Below are 15,907 nucleotides of genomic sequence, written 5' to 3'. Positions count from 1 at the left end.
CGCCAAGCCTACAATCTGGCCTATGCGCGCTGCCCACACTCCCCTTCCCACCGCCACCGGCTGGCGGCGCCTTGCCGCGCTGGCCGCAGGCCTGTGCAGCCTGGCCGCCCTGGCACAAGCCCCGGCGGCCGATGCGCCGCCCCCGTCCGACAAGCGGGTGGAGCAGCGCATCGAGAACATCCGGGTGGAAGACGGCGGCAGCCGCATCGACGAAGTGCGCTACGGCGGCCAGACGCAAAGCATCACCGTGCAGCCCAAGGCGCAGGTGCCCGAATACCAGATCACCCCGACCGACGGCGCCCGGCGCCGCCCGGCCGCGCGCGACGGCGCCGAATCCGACACCGGCCAGCGCGTCTGGCGGGTGATGGGCTTCTGATCCCGCGCTTCCCCCTCCTCCGCCGGGTCATGCCCGGCTCGTTTTTTTGATCCCATGGCCGTATTCACCGAAGTCTCCGCGGACGAGGCGCGCAAGCTTCTGCGCTACCTGCGCTTGGGCGAACTGCTGGAGCTGCGCGGCATCTCCGGCGGCATCGAAAACACCAACTATTTCGCCACCACCTGGCAAGAGGGCACCGAAGACACGCCCGGCCAGCAGGCGGAATTCGTGCTCACGCTGTTCGAGCGCCTGAGCGCCGAGCAACTGCCCTTCTACCTGTACCTGATGCAGCACCTGGCCGCGCGCGGCATCCCGGTGCCCGACCCGGCGCCCGACCGCACCGGCAACGTGCTGCACAGCGTGGCCGGCAAGCCGGCCGCAGTGGTCAACCGCCTGCGCGGCAAAAGCGAGCTGAACCCCGGCCCGGCGCACTGCCGCGCGGTGGGCGAGGTGCTGGCGCGCATGCACCTGGCCGGCCTCGACTTTGGCCGCAGCCAGCCCAACCTGCGCGGCCTGCCCTGGTGGAACGAAGTCGTGCCCACCGTGCTGCCGCACCTGGACCCGGAGCAGGCCGCCCTGCTGCGCGCCGAGCTGGCCTACCAGAACCACGTCGCCGCCCAGCCCGCCTACGCTGCCCTGCCACGCGGGCCGATCCACGCCGACCTGTTCCGCGACAACGTGATGTTCGAGGGCGAGGTACTCACCGGCCTGTTCGACTTCTACTTTGCCGGCTGGGACAGCTTCTTGTTTGACCTGGCGGTGTGCCTGAACGACTGGTGCATAGACCTGCCCACCGGCGAGCCCGACCCGCAGCGCAGCGCCGCCCTGCTGGACGCCTACACCGCTGTGCGCCCGCTGGAGGCGGCAGAGCGCCGCCTGCTGCCGGCCATGCTGCGCGCGGCGGCGCTGCGCTTCTGGATCTCGCGCCTGTGGGACTTCCACCTGCCGCGCGAAGCCGCGCTGCTCACGCCGCACGACCCGACCCACTTCGAGCGCGTGCTGCGCGGCCGCATCGCCATGCTGGCCGCCGCCACCGCCTGACCTTACTCAAGCACCTCCATGCACCTCAACATCGTCCCCGCAAGAACCGGCCTGCAGTGGGCCCGCGCGGGCGTGCGCACCTTCCTGCGCCAGCCGATCGCCCTGTCCGGCCTGTTCTTTTTGTTCATGGCGCTGATGTCGCTGGCCACCATGCTGCCGCTGGTGGGCTTTGCGCTGGCGCTGGGGCTGCTGCCCACGGCCACGCTGGGCATGATGGCCGCCGCGCGCGAGGCCGCCGCCGGCCGCTTTGCGCGGCCCGCCATCCTGTTCGTCGGCCTGCGCGCCGGCCGCGACCGGGCGCGCGCCATGGGCACGCTGGGCCTGCTTTATGTCGTGGGCTTCTTGCTGATGATGGGCGCCTCTGCGCTGTTCGATGGCGGCAGCTTTGCCAGCTCTTACCTGCTGGGCAGCCGCTTGGATGGCGACACCATGGGCCAGCCCGGCGTGCAGGCCGCCATGTGGGTGGCGCTGGTGCTCTACCTGCCGCTGTCCATGCTGTTCTGGCACGCTTCGGCGCTGGTGCACTGGTATGGCGTATCGCCGGTCAAGAGCCTGTTCTTCAGCTTTGTCGCCTGCGTACGCAACATGGGCGCCTTTGCTGTCTACGCGCTGGCCTGGACCGGCATCTTCATCCTGGGCGGCCTGGCCGCCGGCATCGTCACCACGCTGCTGGTGGTGAGCGGCATCCTGGGCAGCAGCGAATCACCGCTGGCCACGGCGCTGATCACCGGGCTGATGGTGGGCACGGCACTGGTGATGGCGGCGATGTTCTTCACCTCGCTCTACGCCACCTTCGTGGACTGCTTTGGCCCGCCGCCGGAAGCCGAAGGCACTGTGCCTGCGCAACACCGTGAAGCTATCAAATAGATAGCTATCAGCCCAGGCTGCGCCTGGGCTAGAGGCCTATTTGGCTTATATTTTCTGGCGCAGCGCGCTCAGGTCACCGGCGTCAGCTTGGCCACCGACAGCGCCAGCCACTTCACGCCGTGCCGGGGGAAATTGACCTGCGCACGCGCATCCGTACCACTGCCTTCCAGCGCCAGCACCGTGCCTTCGCCAAACTTGGTGTGAAACACCTGCATGCCCGAGCGCAGGCCGTGCGAGGGCGCGGCCTTCTGCGGCGGCACCGGCGGGCTGGCGAAGGTCGTGTCTTTTGCGCCAAATGAGCCCCAACCCGATGATGAGCGGTGGCCTCCAGCTATTGAATTAGGAGCACCTCCCGCATTGCGCGGCGTGATCCATTTCAGCGCGGCCTCGGGCAGTTCCTCAAAAAAGCGGCTCTTCAGGTTGTAGCGCGTCTGCCCGTGCAGCAGCCGGGTTTGCGAATGGCTCAGGTAGAGCCGCTTGCGCGCGCGGGTGATGGCCACATACATCAGGCGGCGTTCTTCTTCCAGGCCGCCACGGTCGCTGATGGAGTTCTCGTGCGGGAACAGGCCCTCTTCCATGCCGCCGATGAACACGCAGTCAAACTCCAATCCCTTGGAGGCATGCACCGTCATCAACTGCACTGCATCCTGGCCGGCCTGCGCCTGGTTGTCGCCGGCCTCCAGCGCGGCGTGGGTCAGGAAGGCGGCGAGCGGGCTCAGCGTTTCGCCGGTGTCGGCGTCGGGCGCCAATGGCTCGTCCAGCACTGGCAGCGAGGCATCCAGGCCCTGGCTGGCGGGCGATTGGCGCAGCTCATCCACCGGCAGCGCCACGGCATCGCGGCCAAAGCCTTCCTGGGTGACAAAGCTCTCTGCGGCGTTGACCAGTTCTTCCAAATTCTCGATACGGTCGGCGCCTTCGCGGTCGGCCTTGTAGTGCTCGATCAGGCCGCTGTGCGCCAGCACGGCGTCGATGATTTCGCGCAGCGTGATGCCGCTGGTCTGCTCGCGCAGCACATCGACCTTGGCGACAAAGGCGCCCAGGTTGGCACCGGCCTTGCCCGGCACGCCAGACACGGCGTCGTGCAGCGATGTGCCGGCGGCGCGCGCCACGTCCTGCAGCTGCTCAATGCTGCGCGCGCCAATGCCGCGCGGCGGGAAATTGACCACGCGCAAAAAGCTGGTGTCGTCATGCGGGTTCTCCAGCAGGCGCAGGTAGGCCAGCGCGTGCTTGATTTCGGCACGCTCAAAGAAGCGCAGGCCGCCGTACACGCGGTAGGGCACGGCGGCGTTGAACAGCGCTGTTTCAATCACCCGGCTCTGCGCATTGCTGCGGTAGAGGATGGCGATCTCGCGGCGCGCAAAGCCAGGCTCGCTGCCCTGGTCACGCACCAGTTGGCGGATCTCGTCCACCATCCACTGCGCCTCGGCAAAGTCGCTGGTGGCCTCGAACACGCGCACCGGCTCGCCCGGGCCCTGGGTGGTGCGCAGGTTCTTGCCCAGGCGGTTGGTGTTGTGGCTGATCAGCTCGTTGGCTGAATCCAGAATGTTGCTGTAGCTGCGGTAGTTCTGCTCCAGCTTGATCTGGTGCTTGACATCAAACTCGCGCACAAAGTCGGCCATGTTGCCCACGTTGGCACCACGAAAGGCGTAGATGCTCTGGTCGTCATCGCCCACCGCCAGCACGCTGCTTTCGGGGCCGGCCAGTTGCTTCAGCCAGGCGTACTGCAGCTTGTTGGTGTCCTGGAACTCGTCCACCAGCATGTAGCGAAAGCGCCGCTGGTAGTGCTCGCGGATCGGGTCGTTGTCGCGCAGCAGCTCGTAGCTGCGCAGCATCAGCTCGCCAAAATCGACCACGCCCTCGCGCTGGCACTGCTCCTCGTAGAGCTGATACAGCTCGACCTTCTTGCGGTCGTCCTCGTTGCGCGCCTCGACATCGCCGGGGCGCAGGCCGTCTTCCTTGGCGCCAGAGATAAACCACTGCGTCTGCTTGGCCGGAAAGCGTTCGTCGTCCACGTTGTGCTGCTTCATCAGCCGCTTGATGGCCGAGAGCTGGTCTTGCGTGTCCAAAATCTGGAAGGCCTGCGGCAGGTTGGCCAGCTTGTAGTGCGCGCGCAGCAGGCGGTTGCACAGGCCGTGAAAGGTGCCAATCCACATGCCGCGCACATTCACCGGCAGCATGGCCGACAGCCGCGCAGACATTTCCTTGGCGGCCTTGTTGGTGAAGGTCACGGCCAGAATGCCGCCGGGCGAGACATGGCCGTTCTGCAGCAGCCAGGCGATGCGGGTGGTCAGCACCCGGGTCTTGCCGGAGCCGGCTCCCGCCAGGATCAGCGCGTGGCCGGCGGGCAGCGTGACGGCTGCAAGCTGCTCGTCGTTCAGGTTCTGGAGCAAGGGCGCGACGGACGGCGGCGCGCCGGAAAACAGGTCTTGAGAGAGCATCCCGCCATTGTAGGAACCCGCTCCGACTTGGTTAGCGCCCGCGTCGCAGGCCGTCCACCGCATCCGCCTCAAAGCCCGTCCACAGCGCATCGCGCCGCTGCAGCGTCTGCGCCACCTCGTCGTGCCGCAACTGGGCCACGGCCGACACCAGCGCGTTGCACAAAAAGAAAGCCGCGGTGTAGGAATCAAACGGCGATGCATTGGCCGTGCCCACCAGCAGGCTGTGCTGCGCGCAGGCCACGATGGGTGCGGCCGCGCTGTCGGTAATGGCCAGCACGGTGCAGCCCTGCGCGCGAAACTGCTGCGCGGCCAGCACGGCGCCGTTGGAATAGCGGCGGATGGTGAACACCAGCAGCAAATCGCGCGGCTCTACCCACAGCAGGCGGTCTACCGCAAAGGGCGCACCGGCGCCCAGCTCCTGCACGTTGGGTCGGCACATGTTCAGGTGCGTGGTGAGGTAGGACGACACCGGCATGCTGTTCTTCTCGGCCATCACGAACACGCGCCCCTCGCAGCGGCTGATGGCCGTCGCCACGGCCTCGAACGCCGCCATGTCCAGGCCCTGGCGCGTGGCGTTGAGGTTGTGCTGGTCATGCAGCAGCGCGTCGTCCACGCATTCGGCCAGGCTGCGGTCGCGGCCAATGGTGGCCAGCGTGCGCTGCGCCGGCGTCTGCAGCAGCACCGTTACCTCGGAGCGCGCCTCGCGCCGCACCTCGGCCAGGCTGGCATAGCCCAGCTTGGCAAACAGCCGCACCACGGTCGATGCGCTGGTGCCGGTGCGCGCGGCAATGCCGCTGGCCGAATCCAGCAGCCCATCGGGGTAGTGCCGCTGCAGGTCGTCGGCCAGGGCGCGTTCGCTGGCGGTCAGGGTGGCGGCATGGAGGGCCAGCCGTTCGGTAAGAAGCATGGGGAAGAGGGAAGAGAACTACGGCGCCAAGCATAGAGGGCCGCCCGTCTGCAATGGATATTGCAACAATGCATTATTATTGAAATATCCATTTCAAAAACTCCACGCATGTCCTCCACCCTCGCCGCCCCAGCCCCCGCCCTTGCCGCACAGCCCCTTCTGGACTGGCTGGCCGCGCAGGAGAGCGCCATGTTCGACCTGCTGCGCCAGGTGGTGAACACCGACAGCGGCAGCGGCCACGTGCCCGGCGTGTTGCAGGTCGCGGCACTGCTGCGCGGCCGGCTGGAGGCGGCCGGCATCACCGTGCAGACCACGCCAGAGCCCGGCTGGGGCGAGTGCATGCTGGCGCGCGTGCCGGGTAGCGACCCGGCCGCTAGCGGCCACCTGCAGCTCATGGGCCACATGGACACGGTGTTCCCGCTGGGCACGGCGGCAGCGCGGCCCTGGCGCGTGGAAAACGGCAAGGCCTTTGGCCCCGGCGTGGCCGACATGAAGTCGGGCCTGGTGATGAACGTGTTTGTGCTTGAAGCCCTGGCGCGCTTTGGCGGCAATGCGTCGCCCGTGCACCTGTTTTTCTCGTGCGACGAAGAGGTCGGATCGCCCGCCTGCCGCACCGCCATCCGCGAGATTTCGCAAGGCGCACGCGCCGTGCTCAATGCCGAGCCCGGCCGCATCAGCGGCAACGTGGTGATCGAGCGCAAGGGCTCCTACCGCATCGATTTCGAGGTGCAGGGCGTGGCCGCGCATGCCGGCATCAACCCCGCACAGGGCGCCAGCGCCATCGAGGCGCTGGCCCGCAAGACCGTGGCGCTGCACACGCTCAGCGGCTGCGAGCCCGGCATCACGCTCAACGTAGGCTTCATCCAGGGCGGCATGGCCTCCAACGTGGTCGCGCCGCTGGCCAGCGCCCACCTGGACCTGCGCTACACCGCCGAGAACGACCTGGACGCGGTGCTGGCGCGCATCCGCGCCATCATCGAAGAAGAATCCCTGCCGCGCACCAGCGGCCGCATCGTGGCGCAGACCGGCACGCTGCCCATGGCCCGCACGCCGGCCGACCTGCTGCAGGCCTACCAGCACAGCGCGGCACAGGTCGGCTTTGCGGTCGAGGGCGAATTCACCGGCGGCGCGGCCGACAGCGGCATCACCTCATCGATGGGCATTCCATCCCTCTGCGCACTTGGCCCCGTGGGCGGCTATGCGCACAGCGAGCGCGAGTTCTGCGACCTCAGCACCTTCGTGCCGCGCGCCCAGGCACTGGCACTGACCTTGCTCGCGCTGGGCTGATCCCCGCACTTCGTTTTCTACCCTCCTGACTAGCCCCGACCATGTCCCAACGCAACGACCTTCTTTCGCCCGCCACGCAGGGCCTGACCCGCCGCCAGCTCCTGGGCACCAGTCTGGGCCTGGGCCTGGCCGGGCTGCCCGCCATTGGCGCCCATGCGTCCGAAGAGAAATACCCCACGCGCCCGATCACGCTGGTGGTGCCCTTCCCGCCCGGCGGCTCGGTCGATGTGATGGCGCGCATGTACACCGAGCCCCTTGGCCGCATCCTGGGCGTGCCCATGGTGGTGGACAACCGGCCCGGCGCGGGCGGCTCGATTGGCGCGCAGTACGTGGCGCGCGCCAAGCCCGACGGCTACACGCTGGTCGTGTCCTCGCAAAGCAGCCACCTGGCCAATCCGCTGGTGCAGCCCAACCTGGGCTACGACCCGATCAAGGACTTCGACAACATCGCCATCCTGGGCCGCCAGCCCAACGTGCTGGTGGTGCATCCCAGCCTGCCGGTGAAGACCTTCGCCGAGTTCGTCGAATACGTGAAGGCACGCCCCGGCCAGATCAACTTCTGCAGCGCGGGCGCGGGCAGCATGGGCCAGCTCAACGCAGAGATGATGCAGCTCGCCGTCGGTACCAAGGCCGTGCACATCCCCTACCGTGGCGGCTCGCCGCTCATCACGGCGGTGCTGAGCAACGAGGTGCAGTTCGCGCTCGACAACCTGGTCATCTTCCTGCCGCACATCCAGGCCGGCAAGCTGCGCGCGCTGGCCGTGGCCTCGCCCACGCGCCTGCCGCAGCTGCCCGACGTGCCCACCTTTGCCGAGCTGGGCCATGCACCGCTCAACCAGCCTTCGTGGACCGGCATCGCCGCGCCCGCCAACACCCCGCCCGCCATCGTGGCAGCCATCCACAAGGCGATCCGCAGCGCCGCCACCGAGCCCGCCATGGTCGAGAACCTGAAGACCCGCGGCGTGATCCCGCCCGAGGAAATGGCGCCTGCGGCCTTCGAGAAGATGATGTCCGAGCGCCTGGTGGCCTACGGCGAGGTGGTGCGCCGCGCCAACATCAAGCCCGAGTAAGCACCTCGCCCCCATCGCGCAGCAGCCAGCGCACCTGCTGCGTCTGCTCGCTGTCCGGGTAGCGCCGCTCCAGCGCCTGCAGGATGGGGCGGGCCTGGTCGGCACGGTGCAGGCCCTGCACCAGCACCAGTGCCGCCAGCCCATAGGCCTGGGGAATGGCCGGGTCGTCGGGAAAGCGCCGGTCAAAACCCGACAGCAGTTGCAGCACGCCCTGCGCATCGTCGCCGTGCCAGGCATGGCGCGCCAGCGCCAGCACCACCTGCGCCGTTGCGGGCGCAAAAGCCGGGTCGCGCTCGCGGCCAACACGGTAGACCTGCAAGGCCTCTGAGGCGAAACCGCCCTGTATCAGCAGCGCCAAGAACTGCTGCGCATGCCCGCACAGCAGCTCGGCCTGGTCCGACTGCAGCAGCACCCGGTGATGGCGGCGGTGTGCCGCCAGGTTGTCGGGCTGCGCGCGCAACGCCTGGCCCGTCAGCAGCAGCGCGCCGGCCACGTCGCCCTTGTCCAGCAGCTGTGCCAGTTGTGCATCGGCCTGCGCCGCCGTGGCCTGGGCGGGTGTCAGCTCTTGCTCGCCGGCACGGGGCAATGGATCTATGCCCAGCACCAGGTGGTACTGGTACATCACATAGCCGATCATGCTGGCCATGGCCCAGGCGCCGTAGATGTTGATGTAGATCAGCAGCAGCCAGCCCAGCCAGGCGCTGCGCCACGGCAGCAGCAGCCCGGCCGCCAGGTCCATGCCGTAGAGCAGCACGAACAGCAACAGGCACAGCAGCAGATAGGGCCGCCAGCCAATGACACGTATCGTCCCCCACACCAGCCCCGGGTTGATCGCCTGCCGCAGGCTGCACGAATGCACCAGCACCATGATGGTGGCGGGCAGGGCCAGCGAGGCCAGCAGCATCACCAGGTAAGGCAGCTGCGCGTGCAGCCGCGCCGACGCAAAGGCCAGTGCGCCCTGCAGCAGCAGGATGGCAAACAGCTTGCGGGGCAGGTCCTCCCAGTCCGGGTCTTTCTCGCGCGGATAGTCCTTGGCCCGCAGCAGGCCGCGCGCGCCCAGCGCGATCACCTGGCAGGCATAGCGGCTTGCCGCCAGCATCACGCCGATCCACACAATGCCCATCAGCACCGGCGCGCCGAACAGGATGGCCGGCAGGCTGCCAACCAGGCTGAGGCCCAGGATGCCGGCAGCGTAGAGCAGCGGCCCGCCCTGCAGCGGAAACGCGGCAAAAGTGCTGAGCCGCTGCCAGAACGGGCGTATCTGCATGCTGGTGCCATCAGACATTGGTGCTTCCCCTCCCCTCGTTGATGCAACCAGCGTAGCAGACGCCTGCCGCCGTCATTTTGCTACCAAATACATAGCTAATTGCCATTGATAAATAAGGGATGCAAGCATTTTCATCCCCACCCAATCATGGCCACAGTTGAATGGATGACCAGGACTTATAAGGTCTATACGGGAATCCCCAAGCGCGGCTGCAGGTGCTTCCCTACAATCAATCACCGGGCCCAAGTTTCTTGACGCCCGGTTTTTTTGTGGCCTGTGCAAACGCAGGCAATGGCAGCGCCCACCACGGTGCCGCCCACATCGAGCCGGTCCAAGCCAAGCGCCCACGCCGTGCGGAATTCCTCCGCCGGTGATCCTTTCTCAGGAGCTTGGAATCTCAATGGAAATCTTCGACTACGACAACGTCCTGCTGCTGCCGCGCAAGTGCCGCGTGGAGAGCCGCTCGGAATGCGACGCCAGCGTTGAGCTGGGCGGCCGCAGCTTCCGCATCCCGGTGGTGCCGGCCAACATGAAGACGGTGGTGGACGCGTCGATCTGCCTGCGCATGGCGCAGAACGGCTACTTCTACGTGATGCACCGCTTTGACCTGGACAACGTGCAGTTCGTGCGCGACATGCATGCGCAGAACGCCTTCGCGTCGATCTCGGTCGGCGTGAAGAAGGCCGACTACGACACGGTAGACCGCCTGGTGGCCGAGGGCCTGGTGCCCGAGTACATCACCATCGACATCGCGCACGGCCATGCCGACACGGTGAAGAACATGATCGCCTACCTGAAGGAGAAGCTGCCCGCCTCCTTCGTGATCGCCGGCAACGTCGGCACGCCCGAGGCCATCATCGACCTGGAGAACTGGGGCGCGGACGCGACCAAGGTCGGCATCGGCCCAGGCAAGGTCTGCATTACCAAGCTCAAGACCGGCTTTGGCACCGGCGGCTGGCAGCTGTCGGCGCTCAAGTGGTGCGCGCGCGTGGCCACCAAACCGATCATTGCCGACGGCGGCATCCGCGAGCACGGCGACATCGCCAAGAGCATTCGCTTTGGCGCCACCATGGTCATGATCGGCAGCATGCTGGCCGGCCATGAAGAGTCGCCCGGCCAGACGGTGGAAGTGGATGGCCAGCTGTTCAAGGAGTACTACGGCAGCGCCAGCGACTTCAACAAGGGCGAGTACAAGCACGTGGAAGGCAAGCGCATCCTGGAGCCGGTCAAGGGCCGCCTGGCCGACACGCTGGTAGAGATGGAGCAGGACGTGCAGAGCTCCATCAGCTACGCCGGCGGCAAGAAGCTGATGGACATCCGCAAGGTCAACTACGTGATCCTGGGCGGCGACAACGCGGGCGAACACCTGCTGATGTAGAAAACACGAGCCGCAGGCGAAGTTGCAAGCCCTGCTTGCGATCGCTGCAAAAAATAGTGCATAATCTGAGGCTTGCTTCTTCTGCCCGCCGCTTGGCAACAACAAGCTTTTGTTGGGAAGCAAATCAGCTGGATGCTTAGGAAAAATCCTCAGCAAACAGCGCAGATTTTGAAGTTTTAAGTGGGCTCTTAGCTCAGTTGGTAGAGCAGCGGACTCTTAATCCGTAGGTCGAGTGTTCGAGTCACTCAGGGCCCACCACTAATCCCGCAAGGGGCTTGATGCCGGTGCTGTCGCAAGACAGCACCGGCATTCTTGCTTCTGGCCGCATCAGCGCATCACAAGACTCCGGAAGGAATGTTGGCGGTCGTCTTGGGGTGCGTCGTGCTCAGCCAGAGGACTTCCGCATCGGCCTCGCTCAGGCTGATGACGCGGTGCCCCATCCGGCTGTCGATGTACCAGCTGTCCCCAGGGCCCAGGTCCGCCGGCTCGTAGAACTCGGTGAAGAGCCGCACCATGCCGGACAGCACGTAGACAAACTCCTCGCCCACGTGCCGGCTCCAGTCGTCGAAATCCTCGTAGGCGCGCGCCACGACCCGGGTCCGGAAGGGCACCATGTCCTTGTTGGACAGGTCATTGCACAGCAGCACGTGCTGGTAGTAGGGCGTGGCGTGCGGCGTGCCCGAGCCTTCGCGGCTGATGCTGCGGCGGCCTGCGCCGACCTGCTTCTGCGCGGAGGAAAACAGCTCGCCCAAATCGATCTGCAGACCCGACGCCAGCTTGATCAAGGCGTCATAGGTCGGCGACATCTGGCCGTTCTCTATCTTGGAAAGCGTCGAGCGCGCCAGGCCCGATGCCTGCCCGGTCTGCTCCAGCGTCCAGCCCTTTTCTGTTCGTATCGCACGGATGCGCAGGCCCAGAGCCACTTCGCTGGATAGTCTTGCGGGAACCGCGCTCATGGGCTTATGGGCGCCTGAGGCGCTGGAGTGAATCTTTGGAGAACGCCATTATCCTCAAGCGAAATTTAACAAGCAGGCAGGGATCTTATTTCCCATCAGAAACAATTACCTGCCACGCATTCCCTCAAACGTCGAACTTCACGCCTTGGGCCAGGGGCAGCTCGTGCGAGAAGTTCACCGTGTTGGTGGCACGGCGCATGTAGGCGCGCCATGAATCAGAGCCCGACTCACGGCCACCGCCGGTCTCCTTCTCGCCGCCAAAGGCCCCGCCGATTTCAGCGCCGGAAGTCCCAATGTTGACGTTGGCAATGCCGCAGTCGGAGCCCAGCGCCGACAGGAAGGTTTCCGTCTCGCGCAGGTGGTTGCTGAAGATGGCCGAAGAGAGCCCCTGGGGCACGGCGTTCTGCAGCGACAACGCCTCGTTGAAATCCTCGTAGCTGAGCACGTAGAGGATGGGCGCGAAGGTTTCGTGGCACACGGTGGCGGTCTGCGCCGGCATCTCGACGATGGCGGGCCTGACGTAATAGGCATCGGGAAACTCGGCGGCCAGCAGGCGCTCACCACCAAACACCTGGCCGCCTTCGGCCGCGGCCGACTTCAGCGCCGACTGCATGCCATCGAAGCCCTGCGCATCGATCAGCGGCCCCACCAGCGTGCCCGTCTCCAGCGGGTTGCCGACTGGCAAGGCGGCGTAGGCTTTCTTCAGCCGTGCCAGCAGCGTGTCGCGCACGCTGGTGTGCACGATGAGGCGCCGCGTCGTCGTGCAGCGCTGGCCGGCGGTGCCGGCCGCCGCAAACAGGATGCCGCGCACCGCCAGGTCCAGGTCGGCCGACGGCGCCACGATCACGGCGTTGTTGCCGCCCAGCTCCAGCAGCGAACGGCCAAAGCGGCGAGCGACACGGGGGCCTACATCACGGCCCATGCGCGTGCTGCCGGTCGCGGATAGCAGGGCCACCTTCGGATGATCCACCAGTGCCTCGCCCACTTCGCGCCCGCCCTGCACCACGGCGTGCAGGCCGGCGGGGGCCGTGCCAAAGCGCTGCAGCGCGCGCGTGAAGATGGCGTCGCAGGCCAGCGCCGTGAGCGGCGTTTTCTCGGAAGGCTTCCAGACCACGGCATCGCCGCAGACGATGGCCAAGGCGCTGTTCCAGGCCCACACCGCGCAGGGGAAGTTGAAGGCCGTGATCACGCCCACCACGCCCAGCGGGTGCCAGGTTTCCATCATCCGGTGGCCGGGCCGCTCCGACGCGATGGTCAGGCCGTAGAGCTGGCGCGACAGGCCGACTGCGAAGTCGCAGATGTCGATCATCTCCTGCACCTCGCCCAGGCCTTCGGTCAGGATCTTGCCGGCCTCCAGCGATACGAGTTTGCCCAGCGCGTCTTTCTCGGCACGCAGTTCTTCGCCCAGCAGGCGAATCAGCTCACCCCGGCGCGGCGCGGGCACGACGCGCCAGGCTTCATAGGCGCGATGCGCAGCTTCGATGGTGGCGGCCACCTGTTGCGGGTCCGCCGTCTGCACGAGCCCGATCTGGGTGCCGTCTATGGGGCTGCGCACGCGCAGGCTACCTTCGTGCGAGGCCGCGCGGGAGACGCCCAGATGGGCCAGGAGCTGAGAGGTCAGATCAGAGGTAGAGGTCATGGGCGTGCAGTGAGTGCGATGGGAATCGCCGCTAGACAGCCAGCGGCTTTAAGTTTCCTATAGTAAACAAAATATCATATTTGGGGAAGGAAGCCCCAAAATTGCAAGCAGACGCCTGCAGCGGCCGGTTGCTCCTGCTGCGCGGTATTTCGGCGCGGGTCGATTCGTTTCCGCTGGATTTGCCGGAATAGCGGCAAGATCGGGGCCTTTTTGTTTTTCCTGGGCTATTGACCGCATGAATCCCGACGCACACAAGATCTGGAAGGCCCCGCAATGGGCGCTTGCCGCCCTGCTGGCGGTGCTTGGCATGCTCGGGCCGTTCTCCATCGACACCTACATCCCGGCCTTCTCCGGCATCGCCCAGGCGCTGGGCGCCTCGCCGGTGGAAATGCAGCAGACGCTGTCGGCCTACCTGTTCGGCTTTGCCTTCATGAACCTGTTCCACGGCGCGCTGGCCGACAGCTTCGGGCGGCGGCCGGTGGTGCTGGTGGGCCTTGCGATGTTCACCATCGCCTCGGCCGGTTGCGCGCTGTCGCAGACGGTCGAGCAACTGGTGCTGTTCCGCGCGCTGCAAGGCTTGTCTACCGGCGCCGGCATCGTGGTGTCGCGCGCGGTGATCCGCGACATGTTCCCGCCAGCGCAGGCGCAGAAGGTGATGAGCCAGGTCACCATCTATTTCGGCGTGGCGCCGGCCGTCGCGCCCATCATCGGCGGCTGGCTGTTTGTGCACCTGGGCTGGCACAGCGTGTTCTGGTTTTTGACCGGCGTTGGCGTACTGCTGTGGACCGCCAACTTCAAGCTGCTGCCCGAGACCCTGCACATCACCCAGCGCCAGCCCTTCAATGTGCGGCACCTGATGCGTGGCTACTGGCAGTTGGGCTCAAGCCCGCGCTTCTTGCTGCTGGCGCTGGCCAGCGGCGTGCCCTTCAACGGCATGTTTCTTTACGTGCTGGCGGCGCCGGCCTTTCTGGGTGACCACCTGCAGTTGGCCCCCACGCAGTTCTTCTGGTTCTTCCTGCTGACCATCAGCGGCATCATGGGCGGCGCCTGGGCCAGCGGGCGGCTGGCCGGGCGCATCGCGCCCAAGCGGCAGATCCGCCATGGCTTTGTGATCATGCTGCTGACCTCGGTCGCCAACCTGGTGGCCAACCTGCTGTTTACGGCACATCCGGCCTGGGCGCTGCTGCCGATCGCGGTGTTTGCCTTTGGCTGGGCGCTGATGGTGCCGGTGGTGACCCTGCTGGTGCTGGACCTGTACCCGGAGCGCCGCGGCATGGCCTCGTCGCTGCAGGCCTTCATTGGCTCGCTGGCCAACGGCATCGTGGCGGGCGTGATAGCGCCGCTGGTGATGCACTCCACCGCAGCGCTGGCCGCCGCCTCGCTGCTGATGATGTCGGTCGGCCTGCTGGCCTGGCTGCTGCTGCACCGCAGCTGGCCGGAAATCGGCCGGGCCATGGCCAGAGATTAGTCAGCCAAACCAGGCATAACTACCAAAAATATAGCTATAAGCCCAGGCAGGTAAAGGGCTAGAGGCATATTTCACCAATATTTCCCAGCCTGGCGCGCAGCAGGCCTGGGTTGCCGCCATGCACCAATCCGGCGGTGCAGCACCAAATCGACACGGCATTGATGGGCTGCTGAGGCTGCCCGGCTGCGCTTTTGCGCCCTTTCCGTGCACCAGGGGCGGGTTCACACACGGCCTGCGCAGGCACGCATTTTGCTGGATCAAAATTCAAGTAACTTGAAAATAGTTACATGAATCCGCCATCAACCGCACCCCTGCCAGGAGCCCCCATGATCCGTGCCTCTCGCCTCTTTGCCCGCCTGACACTGGCCTTGGCCGGCAGTCTTGGCCTTGCTGCCGCCGCCCATGCGGACCTGCTCGCCGACATCCGGGCCAAGCAGGAAATCGCTGTTGCCACCGAGGCGCAGTTTGCGCCCTTCGAGTTTGTGCAAGACGGCAAGATCGTGGGCTACGGCTCTGACCTGCTGGCCCTGGTGTTGGCGGATCTGCCGGGCGTCAAGCTCAAGCAGTTGGATCTGCCGTTCCAGGGCATCCTGCCTGGCCTGGCCGCCAAGCGCTTCGATTTTGTGGTGACCTCGGTCACCATGACCAAGGAGCGTGCCGACAAGTTTGCCTTCACGCTGCCGATCGCCGAGGCCACGGTGGCGCTGGTCAAGCGCAAGGCCGATAGCGCCTTCACAAAGCCCGAGGACATGGGCGGCAAGGTGGTGGGCTCGCAAACCGGCTCGGCGCAGTTGAAGGCGCTGCAGGCCTACGACGCCCAGCTCAAGGCCGCAGGCAAGCCTGGCGTGAAGGCAATCCGCGAGTACGTCAGCTTTGACGAGGCCTATGCCGACCTGGCCGCCGGCCGCCTCGATGCGGTGGCGCAGAGTCTGTCCAACCTGGCAACCCTGGCCAAGACGCGCGGCGACATCTACGCCATCCTGCCGCAGCCCATCGGCCCCAAGACCTACTTTGGCTGGGCCGGCCGCAAGGATGCCGACAGCGCCTCACTGGTCCAGTTCTTCAGCGACGGCATCGCCAAGGCGGCCAAGAGCGGCAAGCTGAAAGAGCTGCAACTGAAGTGGTTCGGCTTCACCATGGATACGCCGACCGACGCGGTGCCCGTGCCGCAGATGTGAGTTGATGCGCCGCCACATCCAAGGTTTTCGACGCT

The 15,907-nt window shown here is 66.2% G+C and carries 13 protein-coding genes and 1 tRNA gene; 9 read left to right on the top strand and 5 right to left on the bottom strand.

Going from position 1 to position 15,907, the window contains the following annotated elements; genetic code table 11:
- The first annotated feature begins 22 nt into the window (after window positions 1-22).
- From AAFF27_07255 to AAFF27_07245, 3 genes are read left to right on the top strand one after another with little or no spacing between them, the layout of a single operon-like run.
- A complete protein-coding gene (locus tag AAFF27_07255) occupies window positions 23-376 on the top strand; it encodes a hypothetical protein (protein ID XAH24982.1) in 354 nt (117 codons plus the stop codon).
- Window positions 377-430: 54 nt separating this feature from the next.
- Window positions 431-1,417, top strand: coding sequence for a homoserine kinase (locus tag AAFF27_07250; GenBank protein ID XAH24981.1), 987 nt, complete (start codon window positions 431-433; stop codon window positions 1,415-1,417).
- Between the two features lie 18 nt (window positions 1,418-1,435).
- Window positions 1,436-2,284, top strand: coding sequence for a BPSS1780 family membrane protein (locus AAFF27_07245; protein XAH24980.1), 849 nt, complete (start codon window positions 1,436-1,438; stop codon window positions 2,282-2,284).
- 68 nt (window positions 2,285-2,352) lie between these two features.
- Here the strand turns inward: AAFF27_07245 and AAFF27_07240 are convergent, their stop codons facing one another.
- On the bottom strand, window positions 2,353-4,722 hold the full coding sequence (locus tag AAFF27_07240; protein XAH24979.1) for a UvrD-helicase domain-containing protein: 2,370 nt from the start codon (window positions 4,720-4,722) through the stop codon (window positions 2,353-2,355).
- Between the two features lie 31 nt (window positions 4,723-4,753).
- Window positions 4,754-5,629: a MurR/RpiR family transcriptional regulator gene (locus AAFF27_07235; GenBank protein XAH24978.1), complete on the bottom strand. Its 876-nt coding sequence runs from the start codon at window positions 5,627-5,629 to the stop codon at window positions 4,754-4,756.
- A 108-nt stretch (window positions 5,630-5,737) separates the two neighbouring features.
- Between AAFF27_07235 and AAFF27_07230 the strand changes: the two genes are divergently transcribed.
- Window positions 5,738-6,916: a M20 family metallopeptidase gene (locus tag AAFF27_07230; GenBank protein XAH24977.1), complete on the top strand. Its 1,179-nt coding sequence runs from the start codon at window positions 5,738-5,740 to the stop codon at window positions 6,914-6,916.
- A 41-nt stretch (window positions 6,917-6,957) separates the two neighbouring features.
- Complete coding sequence (locus AAFF27_07225) at window positions 6,958-7,986, top strand: tripartite tricarboxylate transporter substrate binding protein BugE (protein XAH24976.1); 1,029 nt, start codon at window positions 6,958-6,960, stop codon at window positions 7,984-7,986.
- Here the strand turns inward: AAFF27_07225 and AAFF27_07220 are convergent.
- Window positions 7,973-9,271 (bottom strand): hypothetical protein, encoded by a 1,299-nt coding sequence (locus AAFF27_07220; protein XAH24975.1) that lies wholly within the window; start codon window positions 9,269-9,271, stop codon window positions 7,973-7,975. The two genes, AAFF27_07225 and AAFF27_07220, sit on opposite strands and share 14 nt — an antisense overlap.
- Window positions 9,272-9,653: 382 nt before the next feature.
- Between AAFF27_07220 and AAFF27_07215 the strand changes: the two genes are divergently transcribed.
- Together AAFF27_07215 and AAFF27_07210 are read left to right on the top strand one after the other, a co-directional pair.
- Entirely contained in the window at window positions 9,654-10,631 is a 978-nt protein-coding gene (locus tag AAFF27_07215; protein ID XAH24974.1) for a GMP reductase, read from the top strand.
- Between the two features lie 182 nt (window positions 10,632-10,813).
- A tRNA-Lys gene (locus tag AAFF27_07210) sits at window positions 10,814-10,889 on the top strand.
- 77 nt (window positions 10,890-10,966) lie between these two features.
- Here AAFF27_07210 and AAFF27_07205 read toward each other — a convergent pair.
- Both AAFF27_07205 and AAFF27_07200 read right to left on the bottom strand, forming a co-directional pair.
- The gene (locus AAFF27_07205) at window positions 10,967-11,587 is read right to left on the bottom strand and encodes an XRE family transcriptional regulator (protein XAH24973.1); all 621 of its coding nucleotides are present in this window, start codon (window positions 11,585-11,587) and stop codon (window positions 10,967-10,969) included.
- 124 nt (window positions 11,588-11,711) lie between these two features.
- The gene (locus AAFF27_07200) at window positions 11,712-13,226 is read right to left on the bottom strand and encodes an aldehyde dehydrogenase family protein (protein ID XAH24972.1); all 1,515 of its coding nucleotides are present in this window, start codon (window positions 13,224-13,226) and stop codon (window positions 11,712-11,714) included.
- 235 nt (window positions 13,227-13,461) lie between these two features.
- Here AAFF27_07200 and AAFF27_07195 point away from each other — a divergent pair, with 235 nt between their 5' ends.
- Both AAFF27_07195 and AAFF27_07190 read left to right on the top strand, forming a co-directional pair.
- Window positions 13,462-14,694, top strand: coding sequence for a multidrug effflux MFS transporter (locus AAFF27_07195; GenBank protein XAH24971.1), 1,233 nt, complete (start codon window positions 13,462-13,464; stop codon window positions 14,692-14,694).
- Window positions 14,695-15,020: 326 nt separating this feature from the next.
- Window positions 15,021-15,872, top strand: a complete 852-nt coding sequence (locus AAFF27_07190; GenBank protein XAH24970.1) for a transporter substrate-binding domain-containing protein — start codon at window positions 15,021-15,023, stop codon at window positions 15,870-15,872.
- The last annotated feature ends 35 nt before the right edge of the window (window positions 15,873-15,907 follow it).

Origin of the sequence: Xylophilus sp. GW821-FHT01B05, assembly GCA_038961845.1 — a bacterium.
Lineage (GTDB): Bacteria > Pseudomonadota > Gammaproteobacteria > Burkholderiales > Burkholderiaceae_C > Xylophilus.
Note: the sequence above shows the minus strand (reverse complement) of the source record. Positions and strands in the feature narration are given on the sequence as shown.